The sequence below is a fragment of the Hoylesella marshii DSM 16973 = JCM 13450 genome (assembly GCF_000146675.1).
GTDB lineage: Bacteria > Bacteroidota > Bacteroidia > Bacteroidales > Bacteroidaceae > Prevotella > Prevotella marshii.
Window position 1 is genome coordinate 888,291 of record NZ_GL397214.1, and the last position, 20,916, is coordinate 909,206.

The 20,916-nt window shown below is 45.4% G+C and carries 19 protein-coding genes; 18 read left to right on the top strand and 1 reads right to left on the bottom strand.

Annotation, left to right across the window (positions count from 1 at the left end; genetic code table 11):
* The 17 genes from HMPREF0658_RS11730 to HMPREF0658_RS03835 all read left to right on the top strand — a co-directional run.
* A partial coding sequence (locus HMPREF0658_RS11730; protein WP_006948660.1) for a hypothetical protein occupies positions 1 to 223 on the top strand: 223 nt, incomplete at its 5' end.
* 324 nt (positions 224 to 547) lie between these two features.
* Entirely contained in the window at positions 548 to 1,393 is an 846-nt protein-coding gene (locus tag HMPREF0658_RS03760; protein WP_006948661.1) for a DUF4348 domain-containing protein, read from the top strand.
* An 11-nt stretch (positions 1,394 to 1,404) separates the two neighbouring features.
* On the top strand, positions 1,405 to 2,418 hold the full coding sequence (gene murB / locus HMPREF0658_RS03765; protein WP_006948662.1) for a UDP-N-acetylmuramate dehydrogenase: 1,014 nt from the start codon (positions 1,405 to 1,407) through the stop codon (positions 2,416 to 2,418).
* A 53-nt stretch (positions 2,419 to 2,471) separates the two neighbouring features.
* Entirely contained in the window at positions 2,472 to 3,236 is a 765-nt protein-coding gene (locus tag HMPREF0658_RS03770) for an MBL fold metallo-hydrolase (RefSeq protein ID WP_006948663.1), read from the top strand.
* Positions 3,237 to 3,454: 218 nt separating this feature from the next.
* The gene (locus HMPREF0658_RS03775; protein WP_006948664.1) at positions 3,455 to 3,973 is read left to right on the top strand and encodes a DUF4494 domain-containing protein; all 519 of its coding nucleotides are present in this window, start codon (positions 3,455 to 3,457) and stop codon (positions 3,971 to 3,973) included.
* Positions 3,970 to 4,647: a YggS family pyridoxal phosphate-dependent enzyme gene (locus tag HMPREF0658_RS03780; protein WP_006948665.1), complete on the top strand. Its 678-nt coding sequence runs from the start codon at positions 3,970 to 3,972 to the stop codon at positions 4,645 to 4,647. The genes HMPREF0658_RS03775 and HMPREF0658_RS03780 overlap by 4 nt, the downstream gene beginning before the upstream one ends.
* Before the next feature lie 72 nt (positions 4,648 to 4,719).
* Entirely contained in the window at positions 4,720 to 5,703 is a 984-nt protein-coding gene (locus HMPREF0658_RS03785) for a Gfo/Idh/MocA family protein (RefSeq protein WP_006948667.1), read from the top strand.
* Position 5,704: 1 nt separating this feature from the next.
* Positions 5,705 to 6,844, top strand: a complete 1,140-nt coding sequence (locus HMPREF0658_RS03790; protein ID WP_006948668.1) for a DUF4421 domain-containing protein — start codon at positions 5,705 to 5,707, stop codon at positions 6,842 to 6,844.
* Positions 6,845 to 6,880: 36 nt separating this feature from the next.
* A complete protein-coding gene (locus HMPREF0658_RS03795) occupies positions 6,881 to 7,741 on the top strand; it encodes an N-acetylmuramoyl-L-alanine amidase-like domain-containing protein (RefSeq protein ID WP_006948669.1) in 861 nt (286 codons plus the stop codon).
* A gap of 421 nt (positions 7,742 to 8,162) precedes the next feature.
* Positions 8,163 to 10,754, top strand: a complete 2,592-nt coding sequence (gene gyrA, locus HMPREF0658_RS03800) for a DNA gyrase subunit A (protein WP_006948672.1) — start codon at positions 8,163 to 8,165, stop codon at positions 10,752 to 10,754.
* Positions 10,755 to 10,792: 38 nt separating this feature from the next.
* Positions 10,793 to 11,992: a tetratricopeptide repeat protein gene (locus HMPREF0658_RS03805; RefSeq protein WP_169302852.1), complete on the top strand. Its 1,200-nt coding sequence runs from the start codon at positions 10,793 to 10,795 to the stop codon at positions 11,990 to 11,992.
* A 188-nt stretch (positions 11,993 to 12,180) separates the two neighbouring features.
* Positions 12,181 to 13,383, top strand: a complete 1,203-nt coding sequence (locus tag HMPREF0658_RS03810; protein ID WP_139047707.1) for a tetratricopeptide repeat protein — start codon at positions 12,181 to 12,183, stop codon at positions 13,381 to 13,383.
* The gene (locus HMPREF0658_RS03815; RefSeq protein ID WP_006948677.1) at positions 13,380 to 14,699 is read left to right on the top strand and encodes a DEAD/DEAH box helicase; all 1,320 of its coding nucleotides are present in this window, start codon (positions 13,380 to 13,382) and stop codon (positions 14,697 to 14,699) included. Before HMPREF0658_RS03810 ends, HMPREF0658_RS03815 begins: the two co-directional genes overlap by 4 nt.
* 132 nt (positions 14,700 to 14,831) lie before the next feature.
* Complete coding sequence (serC, locus tag HMPREF0658_RS03820) at positions 14,832 to 15,899, top strand: 3-phosphoserine/phosphohydroxythreonine transaminase (protein ID WP_006948678.1); 1,068 nt, start codon at positions 14,832 to 14,834, stop codon at positions 15,897 to 15,899.
* A gap of 77 nt (positions 15,900 to 15,976) precedes the next feature.
* Positions 15,977 to 16,894 carry a 3-phosphoglycerate dehydrogenase gene (locus HMPREF0658_RS03825; RefSeq protein WP_006948679.1) on the top strand — a complete coding sequence of 306 codons (918 nt, stop codon included), beginning with the start codon at positions 15,977 to 15,979 and terminating at the stop codon, positions 16,892 to 16,894.
* Between the two features lie 9 nt (positions 16,895 to 16,903).
* Positions 16,904 to 18,151, top strand: a complete 1,248-nt coding sequence (locus tag HMPREF0658_RS03830) for a DUF1015 domain-containing protein (RefSeq protein ID WP_006948680.1) — start codon at positions 16,904 to 16,906, stop codon at positions 18,149 to 18,151.
* Positions 18,152 to 18,748, top strand: coding sequence for an IMPACT family protein (locus tag HMPREF0658_RS03835; protein ID WP_006948681.1), 597 nt, complete (start codon positions 18,152 to 18,154; stop codon positions 18,746 to 18,748). It abuts the gene before it with no gap.
* Between the two features lie 181 nt (positions 18,749 to 18,929).
* Here HMPREF0658_RS03835 and HMPREF0658_RS03840 read toward each other — a convergent pair whose 3' ends face one another.
* Positions 18,930 to 19,571, bottom strand: a complete 642-nt coding sequence (locus HMPREF0658_RS03840) for an HAD family hydrolase (protein ID WP_024991023.1) — start codon at positions 19,569 to 19,571, stop codon at positions 18,930 to 18,932.
* Positions 19,572 to 19,796: 225 nt separating this feature from the next.
* Here HMPREF0658_RS03840 and HMPREF0658_RS03845 point away from each other — a divergent pair, with 225 nt between their 5' ends.
* The gene (locus HMPREF0658_RS03845) at positions 19,797 to 20,888 is read left to right on the top strand and encodes a hypothetical protein (protein ID WP_139047708.1); all 1,092 of its coding nucleotides are present in this window, start codon (positions 19,797 to 19,799) and stop codon (positions 20,886 to 20,888) included.
* Positions 20,889 to 20,916: the final 28 nt, after the last annotated feature.

Below are 20,916 nucleotides of genomic sequence, written 5' to 3' on the forward strand. Positions count from 1 at the left end.
ATATATATATACAGTAACTCAGCATAAAAGCACATCGGCCGATAAACCCAAAGAAGCAACAGAACCCAAGGCAGAGGCCACCAGCTACGCAAACCATGCTATCGTAATGAAACAAAACAAAACCTCCATCGGGTGGCACCTCCTTGACCCAAAACATTGCCCCGCACCGACATCTTTCACAAAGGCAGCACTTACCACGCAATCACCAAAAGGCACAATCTAAGCCAAAAAAGATTGCCGACCCATCCATGCACAAACACCACCCATACCACAGACAAACACCATCCGTAAACGCCACAGACACCGACTTATCAATCCCAACTTTACAAACCAGAAAACCACAATCATAAACACCAGAACAGCAAATACGAAAAAAAACACCACAAAAACAAAACAAAAACAATCCATAAACAACACAACCAAGACAAAGATAGAACTTGCCATCAAATATTTACACGGTGAAAGAGTTCGGTTTTAAAATAAATATGTACTTTTGCAGCAATTTGGAAGAATCATCTCCATATGAAGGAAGGTAAAAACATCAATTATGAGAAAATGTGCTTATTTCATGATACTTTTATCTGTGGTATCTCTATTCTTTTCAATAGGATGCACGGATAAGAAAGTTGCAGCAACCGACACTGTTGCCTCTGACACTTTGCCCGCCGACACAGCGGAAACTGATACCTTGGAAAACCTTATTGCAGATACTCCCATGCCAAAGGCGGCCGATGAACTCTTCGACGATTTCATCTTTAATTTCGCAGCCAACAGGAAGCTGCAAATCAACCGTATTACTTTCCCTCTGCCTGTGGAACGCGATGGAACAGTAAGCCACCTTAAGAAGTCGCAATGGAAGATGGAGCACTTCTTCATGCGGCAGGGCTATTATACACTCATCTTCGACAATCAAAGACAGATGAGTCTGGTTAAGGATACGACCATAGGAAAGGTGATTGTAGAGAAAGTGTACTTCAAAACCAAGACGGTGAAGCAATATGAATTCAATCGCGTAAACGGACTATGGATGTTGCAAGCCATACGATATAAGGGCATTGACGTGAACAAGAATGCTTCGTTCCTGAAGTTCTACCAACAGTTTGCCACAGACACGGCGTTTCAGCATCGCAGTCTCAACGACTACGTCACGTTCACCGGCCCTGACCCCGACGACGATTTCAGCCGTATGACGGGTTCCATCGCACCCGAGCAGTGGTCTTCTTTTGCACCCGAACTGCCCCACAGCTTCATCTACAACATTCTTTACGGGCAGACCTACAGCAAAAGCAACCAGAAGATATTCGTGCTCCGAGGCATTGCCAACGGATTAGAGACGGAACTCACATTTAAGAAAATAAAAGGGAGATGGAAGCTCGTTAAACTTTCCACCTGATTTCTTCACAAATGAAAGATATTCGCAACTACAGCCTTTTGGGGCACAACACGTTCGGAATTGATGCCCGATGCCGACGTTTTATCGAGTTTTCTTCGGAAGAAGAACTACACCCGATACTTCCGACGCTGACCGATGCCGACGCCCCATACCTGATTCTCGGCGCAGGGAGTAATCTTCTGCTGACGAAAGATTACGACGGAACGGTCATCCACTCCGCCCTCCGCGGATGGACTTATCGCGCAGAAGGTGACCTGATTTATATGCGGTGCGCTTCCGGTGAGAATTGGGACGAGATGGTAGCACAGAGCGTGGCGCACGGATGGAGCGGTATGGAGAATCTGTCGCTCATTCCCGGGGAGGTAGGAGCCAGTGCTGTGCAAAACATCGGCGCATACGGAGCAGAAGCCAAAGACATTATCGAAAGCATCGAAGCCGTGGAACGTGCTACGGGAAAAAACATCGTGTTTGCAGCAAAAGACTGCGGCTACGGCTATCGGCATAGCCATTTCAAGTCCATCTGGCAGGAGCGTTATCTCATCACCCATGTCACCTATCGGCTCCGCACCACATTTACGCCGCAACTCGACTACGGCAACATCCGCGAAGAATTGCGCAAAAAGGGCATCTCCTCTCCTACTCTCGCTCAAATGCGCGAGACCATCATAGAGATACGCCAAGCCAAACTCCCCGACCCTGCCGTGGAGGGCAATGCCGGCAGCTTCTTTACCAACCCTGTTGTTCCCCGTGCGCAATACGAACGTCTCGCCTCCCAACATCTCTCCATGCCCCATTATTCCGTCGATGATGAACACGAAAAGATACCCGCAGCATGGCTGATAGAGCAATGCGGATGGAAAGGACGCTCATTAGGTCGAGCCGGCGTGCACCACCGCCAACCTCTCGTGCTCGTTAACCGCGGCGGAGCATCCGGCAGCGAGATTCTTCACCTCTGCCGTGAGATACAGAACGACGTGCAAAAACATTTCGGCATTAACCTGCTCCCCGAAGTAAACATTCGTTAATCATCATCGTCGCATCTGCGCAAGCCGCCATATATAAAAAGGAGAAACGAAGAATGAAACTCACGCTATTGGGAACGGGAACCTCGGGAGGCGTTCCGTCTATCGGATGTAACTGCCCCGTGTGCCGTAGTACTGACCCGCACGACAAACGCTTACGCACCTCCGCTCTGCTCGAAACCGACACAACCCGCATCCTGATTGACTGCGGTCCCGACTTCCGCCAACAGATTCTCCCCCACCCTTTCCGAAAGATAGATGCCGTGTTGCTCACGCATATCCACTACGACCACGTGGCCGGCATAGACGATCTGCGTCCCTTTTGCACGTTTGGCGACATCCAACTCTACGGCGATGAAGCCACAACCGGAGGCCTACGCCACAACATGCCCTATTGCTTTGGCACCCATCTCTACCCGGGTGTTCCGCTCTTATCTCTCCATGCCATTGTGCCCCATCGTCCGTTACGCATCGGCGATATCGACATACTCCCGTTCCGCGTGCAGCACGGGGCAATGCCCATTCTTGCCTATCGCTTTGACAAGCTGGCATACATTACGGACATGAAAACGATGGACGAGGAGGAATACGCCTATCTTCAGGGAGTTGAAACACTTATCATCAACGCGTTGCGTTTCACACCTGTGCACCATTCCCACCAATTGGTGGATGATGCCATCCGTGTAGCCCGCCGAATCGGTGCGAAACGTACATACTTTGTGCATGTAACCCATCAGATAGGCTTCCACGACGAAGCCAACGCTCGACTGCCCCATGGTTTTTCTTTTGCCTATGACGGACAAGTTATTGATATGAAATAAACTATCTGCCTGCCGGATTTATTATTTTTATTTTCGCTACTTCTTCTCAAGCCCTCCCAACATATTTTATTTTGGTTTCGCTGGTGGTCAGCGGTCTCAAACTCATTTATTCCAACACCAAGTAAGGAACGTTAATCTTCCGATTTTCTGCCAAAATGAATATGATTTTATGTACTTTTGCAAAGCAATAAAACAATCACTAAAACAGAATATAGCTTATGAGATCAAGAACAGCAGATTGGTTTGAAACCAAAATACGCTATGAAAAGACCATGGACGACGGCATGCAGAAAAGAGTGACGGAAGCCTATACTGTAGATGCTCTCAGCTTTACCGAGGCCGAAAGTACCATCATCGAAGAAATGTCCGCATACATCAGCGGCGATTTTAAAATAACGGACATCAAGCCAGCCGCCTATCATGAAGTTTTTTTCAGCGATGTACCTACCGACGACCGCTGGTATAAGGCGAAACTGCAGTTTATTACCATCGACGAGAAAACAGAGAAAGAAAAGCGTTCCACCATTAATTATCTGGTGCAGGCCGGCACTTTACAAGGCGCAGTGAAAAACATCGACGAGGTGATGGGCGGCACCATGATAGACTATGTGATAGCCGGCGTGACTGAGACGCAACTGATGGATGTCTTTGAACACAACAAAGCATTACCTCAAAACAATGCAGCCGACCATCCCGAATACGAAGAGGGAGCGGAAAACGCAGAGGAGGAGCAATGATGACTACCGACATTGCACGCAACCTGCATGAGGTGCTCGACACTTTGCCCACAGGTGTGAAGCTCGTGGCCATTAGCAAGTATCATCCCAATGAATACATCGAAACGGCTTACCGCGAAGGACAACGCATCTTCGGAGAGAGCCATGAACAGGAATTGGCCAAGAAACACGACGCACTGCCCAAAGACATCGCATGGCATTTCATTGGCCATTTGCAAACCAACAAGGTGAAATACATCGTACCTTACATCTCCATGATAGAAGCGGTAGATTCTTTGAAACTCTTAAAGGAAATCAACAAGCAGGCCGCCAAGCACGAACGCGTGGTCAAAGTCTTGCTGGAACTGCGCGTGGCGCAAGAGGCCACGAAATACGGGCTCTCTTTCAACGACTGCCGCGCACTCCTCGAAGCCGGCGAATGGCGGGAAATGAAACACGTAAAACTGTGCGGCCTGATGACAATGGCCTCTCATGTGAGCGACGAAAAGCAAATTACCGAAGAATTTACCCGCGCCGCCGACTTCTTCGACGAAGTGAAATCACGATACTTCAAAGAAGATGCCGACTTCAAAGAACGCTCGTGGGGCATGAGCCAAGACTATCCGATAGCCATCAAATGCAGAAGTACCATGGTGCGAGTGGGCACGAGAATCTTTGGAGAGAGAGTCTATTGACATCTGCCAAAGACAAAGCAAACGGAAACAAAGCAACGATATGCCAACAACAAACGATACAAAGCAAATGAAATGGAGCTGATTAGATGGGGATTCATAGGCTGCGGCGAGGTGACGGAAAAGAAGAGCGGACCGGCATTCAACGAAGTAGAAGGCTCGGTTATCGAAGCCGTGATGAGCAGAAACGAGGAGAAAGCCTACGATTATGCCAAGCGCCATCGGGCTAAGAAATGGTACACCGATGCACAATCGTTGATTGACGACCCCGATGTGGATGCCGTTTATATCGCTACTCCGCCATCGAGTCATGCCACATTTGCCATCATGGCCATGAAAGCAGGTAAGCCCGCATATGTGGAAAAGCCCTTGGCTGCCAGCTACGACGACTGTGCCCGCATCAACAGGGTAAGCGAACAGACAGGCGTTCCTTGCTTCGTGGCTTATTATCGCCGGTATTTGCCGTATTTCCAGCGCGTGAAAAGCATCGTAAACGAAGGCATGATAGGAAAGATAAGCAACGTGCAGGTGCGTTTCTCCTGTCCTCCGAGAGATTTGGATTATCATTCTTCCGAGAACCTTCCTTGGCGTTTGCAACCCGATATAGCAGGCGGAGGCTATTTCTATGACCTTGCTCCGCACCAATTAGATTTGCTCCAAGACATTTTTGGCGTAGTAACCGAGGCTTACGGTATCTGCAACAACTGCGCGGGACTTTATGAAGCAGAAGATACCGTGAGTGCTTGTTTCAGATTTGAGAACGGGCTTCCCGGCAGCGGGTCTTGGTGCTTTGTGGGACATGAGTCAGCCAAAGAAGACAAAATAACCGTTATCGGCGAACAAGGCATGCTGAGTTTCTCTGTTTTTACCTACGACCCCATCCTGTTGGTGACGAGCAAGGGAACAACCTCTATCACCGTTCCCAACCCTCCTTACGTGCAATTGCCCATCATCAAGTCGGTCGTGGAGCACCTGCAAGGCATCAACGTTTGTACTTGCACCTGCGTGTCGGCCACTCCGGTCAACTGGGTCATGGACAGAATACTCGGTAAATTTTAATATGATTCGGCTCTTCGATACATCTGTGCGCCGGCATTCTTCGGCTTTCTTTCATCTTTCTGCAAAGAGATATGCTGCGGTCGCGCTGTTTCTTCTCATGGCTCTTCATGTATCGGCAGAGGGCGATAGCATCGCTTCCCGTAAGCCTTTCTTCAAAAAAATGGGAGCTGAACTCTATCGATTCGTGAAGAGTTTCAACACGATAGATACCAATTATATCGAACCCCAGCACTATAACTACACCGCGATGCTGCAAAACACAAACTCATACGAACAGTATCGAATCAGCAGTAAGAAAGGACAATCCATCGCTTTTGCACCCGATCCCTCTTACAAGTTAGGCCCCTATTTGGGATGGCGATGGATTTTTCTCGGCTATACGTTAGATGTAAAGAATCTGACCAAGGCAAAAAACAAAACGGAATTAGGCCTTAGCCTGTACAGCTCGCTAATAGGTATTGATTTGTTTTATAGGAAAACAGGCAACGACTATAAGGTAAAGAACATCGATTTGGGAGAGCACATCGATACCTCTCCCATGGACGGCACTTCTTTCGATGGCTTTAATGCCAGCATTAAAGGCTTTAATATCTATTACATCTTCAACCATAAGAAGTTTTCTTACCCCGCAGCATTCAGTCAAAGCACCTGTCAGAAACGTAGTTGCGGCTCTGCTTTGTTAGGTATAGGCTACACCAAACATTCTTTGGAGGTAGATTGGGACAAGTTAGACGGTCTGCTCTACGATAAGTTGGGAAAGCATACAAACAGTGCAGAGATAGACCCGAGCTTACTGATAGGGAAAGTCAAATACACAGATATTTCCGTTTCAGGAGGTTATGCCTATAATTGGGTGCTGGCACGGAACCTCCTTTTCGCCACTTCTCTTTCCCTTGCTGTCGGATATAAACATACGGTAGGGAATATGGGAGACGATGGCGTGGAGGCAAAAGGTTTCTCTTTTCGCAATCTCAACATAGATGGGATAGGACGTTTCGGGCTTGTTTGGAACAATACGAAATGGTATGCAGGTGCCAGCAGCATCATTCATTCTTATAATTACAGCAAGAGTCAGTTCTCTGCCAATTCCTTTTTCGGCAGTCTGAACATCTATGTGGGAATTAATTTCGGACGACGTTGAATCATCATGGCTCGTATTTAAAAAAATCAAAGACTTATGGTTAACTATCGAAAGCTTCTTGTTCTTTGTTTCCTCATCATGCTTCTTCACCCCTCCGCGCATGCTGTCACACCCCAGTACACCAAGGCCGACAGCATAAAAGTCATGAAGTTGCTGGCCGACTCCCGCCATTTCTCCCCGAATACAGACCCCGTTCTCTATTATGCCCGACAACTGAAAGGCATTCCCTATGTAGCCCACACGCTGGATAGGAATACACACGAGCAGTTAGTCATCAACCTTCGGGAACTTGATTGCACCACATACGTAGAGAACGTGCTCGCTTTGTCACTGTGCGCCCGACAGAAACGATACACTTTCCATGATTTTTGTACGATATTGAAAAACCTCAGATACGAAAAAGGAAAGGTGGATTATGTATCACGACTCCATTATTTCACATCATGGATAGAAGACAACGAACAATTGGGCTATATCTCCAAGATTCAAGGCACTAAGCCCCCATTCACCGCACTGCAAAAACTCGACATTCACTATATGACGAAAAACCATGCGTCATACACCATGCTGAAAGACCACAGCGAACATATCCGCGGCATCCGGCAAACCGAACAGCAACTCACGGGCAAGACCTATCGGTATATACCCAAAGCCTCGCTGAAAGATTCACCCCTGTTGCGTCGCACAATACGCAACGGAGACATTATCGCTATCTTAACTCGCAGAAAAGGCTTAGATACCTCCCATATCGGCATTGCAGTGTGGCATAAGGACGGTTTACACCTGTTAAACGCCTCATCGGTACACAAAAAAGTCGTGGAAGAGCCTATGACACTGTTTCAATACATGCAGAAACATCCCTCGCAGATAGGTATCAGAATTGCCAGGCTGAAATAATCTTTTTTCAACCCAAAGCGGTTCATGAGTTCCTGCACAGATTTTGTTTGATGGTCGGTCAGATGGTTTGTCGCCCCTATTGAAATGCAGATGAGCAGTCTCATAGCCGATTGGCGTTCAAAGCTATCCTTTTACCCCCTTGGAGCATAGCTCTTACGCGCTCAAAGCTATGCTCTTACACCGTCAAAGCTATGCTCTTTCAACTCCCTTGCTATCCCGTTGTTTATCAGAACCTTACCTCTTGTTGCGTACAACACATCGAACGGTCGGTTTCTTATTTTGCTTTAAAAACTTTCATATCTCATGAAAATATAGTAATTTAGCAGCCACAAAATGGAGGGAAAATGGCTTAGAACGAAAATAAACGGCGTTTTTAGCCCTTTCTCGCTTTTTGGACATAGCTAAAACAATATCATTTAAAATGGACGAAAATCAAACAATCGACCAAGACAGGATTCTAAAAATCAACATCGAAGAGGAGATGAAGTCTTCGTACATCGACTATTCCATGTCGGTAATCGTAGCTCGTGCCCTTCCGGATGTACGTGATGGCTTCAAGCCCGTTCATCGCCGTATCCTTTATGGCATGCAAGGCTTGGGCAATACGAGTGACAAACCCTATAAGAAATGTGCCCGCGTAGTAGGCGATGTGTTAGGTAAATACCATCCCCATGGCGACAGTTCCGTTTACGGAGCATTGGTTCGTTTAGCACAGGATTGGAACATGCGCTACACATTGGTAGACGGCCAGGGCAACTTCGGTTCTGTCGATGGCGATTCTGCAGCAGCTATGCGTTACACGGAGTGCCGCCTTTCTAAAATGGGTGAGCACATTATGGACGACTTGGAGAAAGATACCGTAGATATGGACGACAACTTCGACGGTACGTTGAAGGAGCCGCGGGTTATGCCTACCAAAGTTCCCAACCTGCTGGTAAATGGCGGCAATGGTATAGCCGTTGGTATGGCCACCAATATTCCTACACATAACTTAGGTGAAGTGATAGACGGCTGCTGTGCATACATAGACAATCCCGACATAGATACGGAAGGACTGATGCACTATATCAAAGCTCCCGACTTCCCGACAGGTGCATATATATATGGTATACAAGGCGTAAAAGATGCTTACGAGACAGGAAAAGGACGCGTCGTCATACGTGCCAAAGCCGAAATAGAAAGTCACGAAAGCCACGATAAGATAGTGGTTACAGAGATTCCTTACGGCGTAAACAAGGCACAACTGATAGAATACATCGCTGATCTGGTAAAGGAAGGAAAGATAGACGGTATCTCCAATGTGAATGATGAATCGGGGCGACAAGGTATGCGCATTGTGGTAGATGTGAAACGCGATGCCAATGCCAACGTCATACTTAATAAACTGTTTAAGATGACGGCACTGCAAAGCTCATTCTCTGTCAACTGCATCGCCCTCGTCAATGGACGGCCACGTCTTCTCACCTTGAAAGAGTGTGTGAAATACTTTGTGGAACATCGCCACGATGTGACCATTCGGCGCACACAATTCGACTTAAAGAAAGCACAGGAGCGTGCTCATATTCTCGAAGGACTTATCATCGCTTGCGACAATATCGATGAGGTCGTACACTTAATTCGTGCTTCCAAAGCCCCATCGGATGCCCAACGGGCGTTGGAAAAACGCTTTGAACTCGATGAGTTGCAGTCTAAGGCCATCGTAGACATGCGCCTTTCTCAGCTCACCGGCTTGCGTATGGAGCAATTACATGCCGAATATGAAGAGTTGGAAAAGTTGATTGCTTACCTCCAATCCATTCTCGACGACCCCGAGTTGTGCAAGAAAGTGATGAAAGATGAGTTGCAAGCAGTGAAAGAGAAGTATGGAGACGAACGTCGCACGGAAATCAAATATTCCTCGGAAGAATTCAATCCCGAAGACTTCTACCCCAATGATCCGGTCGTTATCACAGTAAGTCACCTCGGATACATCAAACGTACCGCACTCAGTGAGTTCAAAGAACAAGCCAGAGGTGGAGTGGGAAGCCGCGGATCGCGTACCCGCGAAGAAGATTTCACCGAGTTCATCTACCCTGCCACCATGCACAATACGATGCTGTTCTTCACGAGAAAAGGGCGTTGTTATTGGCTGAAATGCTACGAAATACCGGAAGGAACGAAGGATTCTAAAGGCAGAGCCATCCAAAATATGCTGAATATAGATTCCGATGACTCTGTAAATGCGTTCTTGAGACTGAAGGGGCTTGACGACGAAGCATTCCTGAATAGTCATTATGTGGTATTTGCAACGAAGAACGGCGTTGTGAAAAAGACCTTGCTCAAAGCCTATTCGCGTCCCCGTGCCAATGGTGTGAATGCTATCAACATCGTGGATGGTGACGAAGTGGTAAACGTGCGTTTAACCAATGGCAGCAATGAACTCATCTTGGCCAATAGAAACGGACGCGCCGTAAGATTCGATGAAAAGGCTGTCCGCACCATGGGACGCGTCTCAACAGGTGTGAGAGGCATGCGATTGGATGGAGGCGACGACGAAGTAGTTGGTATGGTGGTTGTCAATGAGGCAGACAAAGAGTCGGTGATGGTAGTCAGTGAAAATGGCTACGGCAAGCGTTCTTCCGTTGAAGACTACAGAAAGACGAACAGAGGTGGTAAAGGCGTGAAGACGCTCAGCATTACCGATAAGACCGGTCGCTTGGTTTCCATCAAGAACGTAACGGATGAAAACGATTTGATGATTATCAACAAGAGCGGCATTACCATCCGGTTAGCCGTTTCAAATGTACGGGTGATGGGACGCGCCACGCAAGGTGTGCGGCTCATTAACCTCACTAAAAAGAACGATGTCATAGCAAGCGTCTGCAAAGTAATGAGCAGCGAGTTGGAAGCCGCTGATAAAAACGATGATGCAAACGAAGCTGTAGACACCTCCGAACGTACAGGTCAGCTCGAGGATACTCACGAAAATAACGTTTCTTCCTCTACACCTGAACATACAGAAGACAGGTTCTGAATATGAATATAGTATCAACCTTTAAAAATTATACACTTATGAAAAAATTAATGATGATGGCTTTGATGTCTCTCGCAGTATCAACAGCCTTTGCACAGGATGTCTCCAAGCAGATTTCCGCTGCCAAAAGTTACGACGAGGCAATGGCTATTCTTACCCCTGCGCTCTCCGGAATGTCTGCAGCTGATAAGGCAAAAGCCTACAATGCAGTTGTAAATGTGGTCTATCCGCAGGCAGAGAAAGCCTTTACCGCTTTCACAATGAATCAGACAATGGGAAAGAACGACCCATTTGAAACCCTCTCTTCACTCCAAGCTATCAAGGCCGCAATGGATTGCGAACAGTTTGATATACAACCAAACGATAAAGGTAAGATTAAACCTAAATTCCATAATGCGAACAGAGACCGTCTCACGACTTCTCGCCTGTTACTTATTTATGGCGGACAAAATGCTTCGCAGGCCAACGACGATAAGCTCGCATATGATTACTATTCCACATACGTGGAGAGTGCAAGCAACTCTCTTTTCAAGGAAACTGTTGATGGAAAGGATGCTAACTTGGGACAAGTAGCTCGTGTAGCTGCCTATATGGCTGTGAAGAACAAAGACTTCGCGCATGCCAACCAATACATAGATATTGCAATGGCAGATACCGCTACAGCAAAGGATGCCGAAGAAATAAAAATCTATATCCTTCAGCAGCAGTTGCACTCAAAAGCCGACACATTAAGATATATCGACGAGTTGAAGAAAATGAATGCAACGAAGTATTTTGCCTCAATTGCCAGCCTGTACAACCAAATAGGAGAGAAAGCCCTGTCTGAGAAAATGATCAACGACGAGATAGCCAATAATCCCGGTAACAAGATGGCGTATGCCATCAAGGGAGAGACTTTCATGAACGATCGCAAATGGGACGAAGCTATCGAGGCCTTCAAAAAGACAGTGGCGATAGACCCTACTTTCGTGGAAGTGTACTATAACTTAGGCGTATGTGCAAGCTCCAAAGGCTTTGACCTGAACCAGCAATTAAGCGATAAGATGGGACGCTTATCGCCGGAAAATGCCGAAAAGGTGAGAAAATGCTTAGACGAAGCAAGGGTTTACTATGAAAAGGTACGTGAGTTAGACCCCAATCGCGAGAAGCTGAACTGGGCACCTCAGCTCCGTATGGTATATAATGCACTCGGCGAAAAGGCGAAAGCAGACGAAATTACAGCGATTATAGGTGAATAATTCTTACCGGAAGTAAGAAAAAACGGGTATTCCTATCATTTCCATGATAACGGCATGGTTGCCATGAAGTTGTCGTGGAAGTGATAGGGATTATACTTTTCATAGAAGATGTTGAGGTTTATATCAAGCTATTCATGATTTTTGAGGGAATGATGCAAGGAAAAATGTTCTGTAAGGAGAAAGAACGAATGATACGAATCATATATATATGTGTCTTATTAATGACCATAAATGCTATGAATGCGTTTCCCCAACGTAAGGAGATAGCACAAGCAAAGACGTATATCAAGTCGGGCAAAGACATCCATAAGGCAGACTCGATGATGAGAAAACTATTGACCGACTCGGCAAACACGGCAAACATAAAGATATGGACAACACTTTTCGATGCCGTAAAAGCACAATATGAACAAGGAAATGAGAAATTATATTTGAAACAACCTTACGATACGGCGGCTTTGTTTCGTCATGCAAGAAACATGTTTCTTGTTGCCGAACGTATTGACAGTTTAGATGCTATGCCGGACAAGCATGGAACAGTAAAATTGAAGTTGAGAGAAAAGCATGCGGAATATCTGTCGGCATACAGAGCTAATTTGCTGAACGGGGGTATCTTCTTCGTAAAAAAACAGAGGTTTGATGAGGCCTTCCGCTTCTTCGATACCTATATAGACTGTACACGACAGCCCTTGTTTACCTATTATGGGTATCAACAGCGCGATACTCTGTTGTCTAAGGCCGCATATTGGGCAGTTTATTCGGGCTACAAGATAAAAAATTACGATATGGTCATGAAGTATGCAGAAAAAGCAAAGGCAAATCCGGCGACGGGCGATTATGCCTTGCAATACATTGCAGAGATGTACAAACTTCATCAAGACTCTGCAAATTACATATCGACGCTGAAAGAAGGCTTTGCCCGTTACCCCACTTTCTCTTTCTTTTTCCCACGTTTGATTGCGTATTATGAAAGCATTCACCGACCGGACTCCGTGCAAATAACAGTAGACAAAGCCTTAGCGGAGGATAGTACCAATCAAGTGTTTCGGTTGGCAAAAAGCACTGTTCTTCTCAATGCAGGACAGTATGAAGAATGTATCAAAATTTGTAATACGTTGATTGCTGAAGATACCGGTTTGGCAGAGGCTTATTGTAACTTAGGATTGGCATATTTCAACATGGCGATAGCACTGGAAAAAACGGAAAGAAATACACGGTCAACTCGCAATAAAATAGCCGAATACTATACAAAAAGTCGCCCTTATATGGAAAAATATCGACAGCTAAATCCCGAAGACAAGGAGAAATGGGTGCCTGTGTTATATACCATCTATCTGAACCTAAACATGGGAAAGGAATTTGATGAAATAGACCGATTACGAAAGAAATGAATACCCATACGATATTAGAAAAGCTAAAGATAGAATCGCTCAATGCCATGCAGAAAGAGGCATGCCATGCCATTCTCAGGACAAAAAGTGACATCGTGATTCTATCTCCGACAGGAAGCGGAAAAACGCTGGCCTATCTTCTTCCACTTGTGCAAATGATAGATGAGGATAAGGAAAGCGTGCAGGCAATCGTGCTTGTTCCCGGCCGAGAGCTGGCTTTGCAATCTGTGAATGTTTTGCAATCAATGGGAACAAGGCTACGTGCGATGAGTTGCTATGGTGGCCGTCCGACCATGGATGAACACCGATTGATGAAGAAAATCAACCCTCAAATTCTATTCTGTACACCAGGACGCTTGAATGACCATATAGAAAAAGGGAACTTTTCTATAAATACCGTGAAATGGGTGGTAATCGATGAGTTCGATAAATGCCTGGAAATGGGATTCAGAGACGAAATGAGTGCGGTTTTAAATCGACTGGTTGACGCAGACCGACATATCCTTCTATCTGCAACTGATGCAGCAGAAATCCCTCACTTTGTGAATATCAATAAGACGAATCGCATCAATTACCTTGACCATACGGAAATGATTCCGGACAGGGTGAGCCTGTTTGAAGTAAGAAGTCCGGATAAAGACAAACTTGAAACCTTAAACCGGTTACTTTGCTGTTTAGGTTCCGAAAGTACTATTATTTTCTTAAATTATCGGGAAAGTGTAGAACGAACAGACAGGTATTTGAGAGAACATGGTTTTTATACAAGTTCTTTCCATGGAGGCATGGAACAAAAGGCGAGAGAAGACGCACTTTATAAGTTTGCGAACGGTTCTGCCAATATCTTTGTAAGCACAGACTTGGCATCACGGGGACTTGATATTCCGGATGTCAATAATATTATCCATTACCATCTTCCGATAGCAGAAGAGAACTATATCCATAGAGTTGGGCGTACCGCCCGTTGGGAAGCATCGGGAAGGAGCTTCTTTATCCTGAGTCCGGAAGAGTTTCTGCCTGAATACATCAAAGGTCAGATAGAATCATATACCCTACCCGAAATAATGGGAAAACCTGCCCAACCACGCATGACAACCATCTATATAGGAAAAGGAAAGAAAGATAAAATCAGTAAAGGAGATATTGTAGGCTTCCTTTGTAAAAAGGGAGGGTTGGAAAAACACGAACTGGGACGCATCGATGTAAGAGATTATTTCTCCTATGCCGCTATCGCTCGGAACAAGCTGAAACAAGTGTTGGAACTGACGAAAAGTGAGAAAATAAAGGGGATAAAAACCGTTGTAGAACCGGTAAAATGACGATTTCTTTTTAAAAGGCAGAGAAAAATAAAAATATCTCGGCAAATATTTGTTTAATCCAAATAAAAAGCATATTTTCGCACTCGTAATGAAGAACTTTTCTTTTATCAACTTAAATATAATAACTAACAAATGAAGAAGTACAATTTTAATGCAGGTCCATCGATTCTTCCACGTGAAGTAATTGAGAACACAGCCAAGCAACTCCTTGACTTTAATGGTTCCGGTTTGTCTCTGATGGAGATCAGCCATCGTGCAAAAGACTTCCAGCCGGTTATGGATGAAGCTATGGCATTGATCAAAGAGTTGTTGAACGTACCCGAAGGCTATGCTGTCATCTTCTTAGGTGGCGGTGCTTCACTCCAATTCCATCAGGTACCTTACAACTTCTTGGTAAAAAAAGCAGCTTTCTTGAATACCGGAACTTGGGCAAACAATGCTTTGAAACAAGCTAAGTTCTTTGGTGAAGCACTTGAAATTGCTTCATCTAAGGAAGCTAACTATACCTATATTCCCAAAGATTGGAATATTCCGGCTGACTGCGATTATTTCCACATTACAACCAATAACACCATTTATGGTACGGAAATGCGCAAAGATCCCGATGTAAAGGTACCACTGATTGGTGATATGTCTTCTGACATTTTCAGCCGTCCGGTAGATGTTGCCAAATATGACTGCATCTATGGTGGTGCACAGAAGAATCTTGCTATGGCCGGTGTAACATTCATTATTGTGAAAGAAGATAAATTGGGTAAGACAGGGCGTGAGATTCCAACCATGCTCGACTATCGTACACACATCGAGAAAGGCTCAATGTTCAATACTCCTCCTGTTGTTCCTATCTATTCAGCATTGGAAACATTGCGTTGGATCAAGAGAAACGGCGGTGTTGAAGCAATGGACAAATTGGCTCACCAGCGTGCAGACTTGCTGTATGGAGAAATCGACAGAAACAAACTCTTCCGCGGAACTGTTGCTGAAGAAGACCGTTCACTCATGAATATCTGCTTCGTAATGAACGATGAATACAAGGAATTGGAGAAACCGTTCTTTGAGTTTGCAACAGAACATGGCATGGTGGGCATTAAAGGACACCGCTCTGTGGGTGGCTTCCGTGCAAGTTGCTACAACGCAATGTCTGTTGAAGGCGTTCAGGCTCTTATCAATTGCATGAAAGAGTTTGAAGCTAAACATTAAAACAACCTTTATATATATAGGGTGGGGATTTCTTTCCACCCTATATTTTATCTATTAATCATTAAAAATATAAGACTATGAAAGTATTAGTGGCTACTGAAAAGCCCTTTGCAGCAAAAGCTGTAAATGCTATCAAACAGGAAATAGAAGGAGCCGGACATCAGCTCGTGTTATTGGAAAAATATACGGAAAAGCAGCAACTGCTGGATGCCGTAAAGGATGCCGATGCCATGATTGTGCGCTCGGATAAAGTAACTCCCGACGTAATTGATGCGGCTAAGAACCTCAAGATTATCGTTCGTGCCGGTGCAGGGTTCGACTCCATCGATATAGCATACGCAAAAGAGAAAAATATAGTTGTGGAAAATACGCCAGGACAGAACTCCAATGCCGTTGCCGAACTTGTATTCGGTATGTTGGTTGCTGCTGTCCGCAACTTCTATAACGGTAAATCCGGCTCTGAATTGATGGGCAAGAAACTTGGCATCCTTGCTTATGGAAACGTAGGAAGAAACGTTGCCCGTATCGCAAAAGGATTCGGTATGGATATTTATGCTTATGATGCTTTCTGTCCTGCCTCTGCCATTGAAGCTGACGGAGTGCATGCCGTTGCCAACCAAGATGAGCTTTTCAAACAGTGCGACATTGTGAGCTTGCACATTCCTGCAACACCTGAAACCAAGCAAAGCATCAACTATACTGTAGTAAATCAGATGCCTAAAGGCGGAATTGTTGTCAATACAGCCCGTAAAGAGGTTATCAACGAAGCAGAACTGATTAAATTGCTGGGCGAACGCGAAGATTTGAAATATGTAACAGATATCAAACCCGATGCTGAAGCTGAATTCCAGAAATTTGAAGGCCGTTTCTTCACAACTCCGAAGAAGATGGGTGCACAGACTGCAGAGGCCAACTTCAATGCAGGGCTTGCAGCAGCCAAGCAAATCAATGCGTTCTTTAAAGACGGTTGCACAAAGTTCCAAGTAAATAAATAACACGGAGATATGGCTACTATCAAACCTTTCAGAGGTGTAAGACCTCCACAAAATCTCGTTGAAAAAGTAGAGTCTCGCCCATACGATGTCCTCGACTCTGAAGAAGCAAGAGCCGAAGCTGGGGATAATGAAATGAGTCTTTATCATATCATCAAGCCCGAAATAGATTTTGAAGTAGGAACATCTGAATATGATCCGCGTGTCTATGAGCAGGCCGCAAAGAACTTCCGCAAATTCCAAGATAAGGGATGGCTGGTTCAGGATGATAAAGAGAGCTATTATATCTATGCCCAGACGATGAATGGAAAGACGCAATATGGTCTCGTTGTCGGTGCATACGTGAACGATTATATGACGGGGGTCATCAAAAAACATGAGTTGACTCGTCGTGACAAAGAAGAAGACAGAATGAAACATGTCCGTGTCTGCGATGCGAACATTGAGCCGGTATTCTTTGCCTATCCTGACAACAAAGTGTTGGATGCGCTCATCAATCGTTATGCAGCTCAGACTCCTGTTTATGATTTCATCGCTCCGATTGATGGATTCCGCCACCAATTCTGGGTAATCTCAGACCCTGCAGATATTAAAACCATTACAGACGAGTTTGCAAAAATGCCGAGCTTGTATATCGCAGACGGTCACCACCGTTCTGCTGCTGCAGCTTTAGTTGGCGCGGAAAAAGCCAAACAGAACCCGAATCATAAAGGAACGGAAGAATACAATTACTTCATGTCCGTATGCTTCCAAGCTTCTCAACTCACAATCTTGGACTACAACCGAGTTGTAAAAGACTTAAATGGCTTGTCGAGTGAAGAGTTCTTAAAAGCATTAGAGAAGAATTTCACTGTAGTTTGCAAAGGAAAAGATGAATACAAACCGGCAAAGTTGCACGAATTTTCGCTGTACCTTGACGGCCAATGGTATGCCTTGGAAGCCAAACCCGGCACATACGATGATTCTGATCCTATCGGCGTATTAGATGTTGACATATCGAGCCGCTTGATTTTAGATGATATTTTAAACATCAAAGACCTGCGTTCCGACAAGCGGATAGACTTTGTTGGAGGATTACGTGGTCTTCAAGAACTCAAACGTCGTGTGGATAATGGAGAAATGCGCATGGCCTTGGCTCTTTATCCGGTAAGCATGCAACAAATCATGGATATTGCCGATAGCGGAAAAATCATGCCGCCAAAGGCTACATGGTTTGAGCCTAAGTTGCGCTCCGGGCTTATTATCCATAAATTAAGCTAAATGTCGGATACTTATAAGACCATAACAAGCAAAATAGGACAAGGAACTTACACCGAGAAAAGGAGTAAGTTCCTGTCTTTTTGTCACCACGTTTCATCGCAAGAGCAGGTGAAAGAGCTTCTAACAACTTATCGCAAGAAGTATTACGATGCCCGTCATATTTGCTATGCCTATGTGTTGGGAGCGGAACGGCTTATCTTTCGCGCCAACGATGACGGGGAACCGGGGAGTACAGCGGGAAAGCCCATCTTAGGACAAATCAACAAGTATGAGTTGACAGACATTCTGGTGATTGTTGTCAGGTATTATGGAGGCATCAATCTGGGCACAGGCGGTCTGATGACAGCTTATCGTACTGCGGCAGAAGCTGGCATTGAGAATAGTGAAAAAGTAGAACAAATAGTAGAAGAAACGACAGAGCGACTGTTCCCCTATGAGCGGATAAATGATGTTATGCGAGTGGTTAAAGAAATGTCATCCCGCGTTATCTCCTTGGAGTATGGTGAATCGTGCCGAATTATATTGTCGGTAAGGAAATCGAAAATAAAAGAATTACGCCATCGCCTTGACAAAGTCCTTATCAAAGCCAATCCTTAACCCAAAATCGATTTGTCCTATTCGGTACTATTGTCATACCGTTACGGATAAATGTGTTGGAAACTGTGGAAATAAGAGAAGCGAAAATGAATTATTCTATCCACCGATATATAGTGGTATGGCTGACGTTGTCGACAGAGCAAAGAAGCACCCTGCCTCAAAAAACGTTATCTCGAACTCATTATGACAATATATCCGAAGGCTTTTCGGCAAAGGTCGTTGCCCCATGTTCCAAAAGGAAGTCACGGTCGCGGAATCCCCACAACACGCTGATACAAGGCAAGCCACTGTTGCGGGCAGTCGCTATGTCTACATCGCTGTCGCCTATGTAGACAGCATTTTCACGCGAAACGCCCAACTGTCTGAAAGCCTCTATCACGGTATCGGGTGCCGGTTTCTTCCTGATGCCTTCCCGTTCACCGATAGCCACCTCCACGTAGTTGCCGAAAAAGTGTTGGCATAACTCCTGCGTAGCAGCGTAAAACTTGTTGCTCACCACAGCCACATGCTTGCCGCGACGCTTCATCTCTTTCAGCATTTCCATGATGCCATCATATGGACGGGTAGCATCCAGATTATGCAGCATGTAATGCTCGCGAAAGGTAGTAAAGATTTCCTCAAAACGCGGATGAGATGCCCCATCCGGAATAGCGCGCTCCATGAGTTTCCTCACTCCGTTTCCTACGAATGTGCGCACCTCTTCCAATGTGCGTTCGGGTAGTCCGGCCTGTCGCAATGCATAGTTCGTACTCGCTGTCAAGTCTTCAAGCGAACTAATCAACGTACCGTCTAAATCAAAAATATAAGTCTGATATTCCTTCATACATTCTTCTTTTTCCGTAATTGTGGTGAGAGAAGCTCCTCGCTCACATGCCATGCAAAAATACGGAAAAAGAAGAAGACACGCGCATCCTTCCTGCTCTTTTTTAGTCAGGCAATGAGGCTTTCGCGTCTTTTCGCACGTTTCGTTCAAAAAAGAGAATACGGACGTTTGCTTCATGTCCATAAATTTTGTATCTTCGCAATATGATTAAAAACACCTATCAACATGAAAAAAGCACTACACACCTTATTTTTATCCGTATGTTTGTACTCAATGGCTGTCATTCCGGCATGGGCTTTATCAGACACGAACAACACGCATCATACCATCTGCTATATTCCTGTGGAAGACGAAACCACACTTTCTGCGGGCGATAAACTCATTATCGTAGATTTGGAACACGATTCCAAACACGTCATGGGCGCACAAAATACGCGAAACAATCGCAAGAGCATAACAGTATCTCTTGACGGACGTGTAATCCGAGACATCAAAACCGGTTCTGTGCTCACGTTAGGTGGAACACCCAACTTCTGGACACTCCACGATGGCACCGGCTATCTGTCTTCAGTCAGCAATACGCAAAACGCGTTGAAAGTTGTTTCCCAAGTCCAGCCTGCTGCGAAAGCAGTTATCCATATCAACGAAAAAGGCCATGCCCGCATCTCGTTCAAACAGTATGAGAGGAGATACTTGAGCTACAACTACCGTTACGAACTCTTTTCCTGCTATGCCGATTTCTCTGAACCGGTGCATTTGTTCCGTCAATCAGTCTGCGATGTCGACATAGATGCTTCAGGTTGTATGGGTTACCGTTGCAGCGAACCCCTCGATTTCAGCAAGACACAAGGCATTGCAGCCTATATCCTTGTAACTCGCGGAACTGATGGTATCGCCTTGCAGGAAGTAAAACGTGTGCCGGCAAACACGGGCGTCATCCTTAAAGGCACTGCCGGCACTCATTATCTTTTTGCCTCTAATGGAACGACCGACGACATTGCCCGCAATCTTTTGCATGCTACATCGGAAGAAATCATCAATACCGACGACCACGTATATATCCCCGATACCAGAACGGGAGTAACAGGACTGTATCGCTTATCAAGAGGGGAAACCATTCCGGCTAACAGTATATATGTAATACTCGAAAGTGGCACAAAAGATTTTTATCCGTTCAACGTGTCCACAGGTATCGCAACCGTGAAAAACGATGCCACCCCACAAGACGTTTACACAGTGTCGGGGATGAAAATATGCCCCAACAAGATGCAACAGGGTATCTACATCGTGAATCATCGGAAAGTACTCGCTCCGTAGTATCTCTCTTTGGATTTCATAGAAAATC

Bases quoted from the DNA above. Each gene is read 5' to 3' on its own strand.
- HMPREF0658_RS03760 (WP_006948661.1), top strand. From the start codon at position 548: ATGAGAAAATGTGCTTATTTCATGATACTTTTATCTGTGGTATCTCTA.
- murB (WP_006948662.1), top strand. From the start codon at position 1,405: ATGAAAGATATTCGCAACTACAGCCTTTTGGGGCACAACACGTTCGGA.
- HMPREF0658_RS03770 (WP_006948663.1), top strand. From the start codon at position 2,472: ATGAAACTCACGCTATTGGGAACGGGAACCTCGGGAGGCGTTCCGTCT.
- HMPREF0658_RS03775 (WP_006948664.1), top strand. From the start codon at position 3,455: ATGAGATCAAGAACAGCAGATTGGTTTGAAACCAAAATACGCTATGAA.
- HMPREF0658_RS03780 (WP_006948665.1), top strand. From the start codon at position 3,970: ATGATGACTACCGACATTGCACGCAACCTGCATGAGGTGCTCGACACT.
- HMPREF0658_RS03785 (WP_006948667.1), top strand. From the start codon at position 4,720: ATGGAGCTGATTAGATGGGGATTCATAGGCTGCGGCGAGGTGACGGAA.
- HMPREF0658_RS03790 (WP_006948668.1), top strand. From the start codon at position 5,705: ATGATTCGGCTCTTCGATACATCTGTGCGCCGGCATTCTTCGGCTTTC.
- HMPREF0658_RS03795 (WP_006948669.1), top strand. From the start codon at position 6,881: ATGGTTAACTATCGAAAGCTTCTTGTTCTTTGTTTCCTCATCATGCTT.
- gyrA (WP_006948672.1), top strand. From the start codon at position 8,163: ATGGACGAAAATCAAACAATCGACCAAGACAGGATTCTAAAAATCAAC.
- HMPREF0658_RS03805 (WP_169302852.1), top strand. From the start codon at position 10,793: ATGAAAAAATTAATGATGATGGCTTTGATGTCTCTCGCAGTATCAACA.
- HMPREF0658_RS03810 (WP_139047707.1), top strand. From the start codon at position 12,181: ATGATACGAATCATATATATATGTGTCTTATTAATGACCATAAATGCT.
- HMPREF0658_RS03815 (WP_006948677.1), top strand. From the start codon at position 13,380: ATGAATACCCATACGATATTAGAAAAGCTAAAGATAGAATCGCTCAAT.
- serC (WP_006948678.1), top strand. From the start codon at position 14,832: ATGAAGAAGTACAATTTTAATGCAGGTCCATCGATTCTTCCACGTGAA.
- HMPREF0658_RS03825 (WP_006948679.1), top strand. From the start codon at position 15,977: ATGAAAGTATTAGTGGCTACTGAAAAGCCCTTTGCAGCAAAAGCTGTA.
- HMPREF0658_RS03830 (WP_006948680.1), top strand. From the start codon at position 16,904: ATGGCTACTATCAAACCTTTCAGAGGTGTAAGACCTCCACAAAATCTC.
- HMPREF0658_RS03835 (WP_006948681.1), top strand. From the start codon at position 18,152: ATGTCGGATACTTATAAGACCATAACAAGCAAAATAGGACAAGGAACT.
- HMPREF0658_RS03840 (WP_024991023.1), bottom strand. From the start codon at position 19,571: ATGAAGGAATATCAGACTTATATTTTTGATTTAGACGGTACGTTGATT.
- HMPREF0658_RS03845 (WP_139047708.1), top strand. From the start codon at position 19,797: ATGAAAAAAGCACTACACACCTTATTTTTATCCGTATGTTTGTACTCA.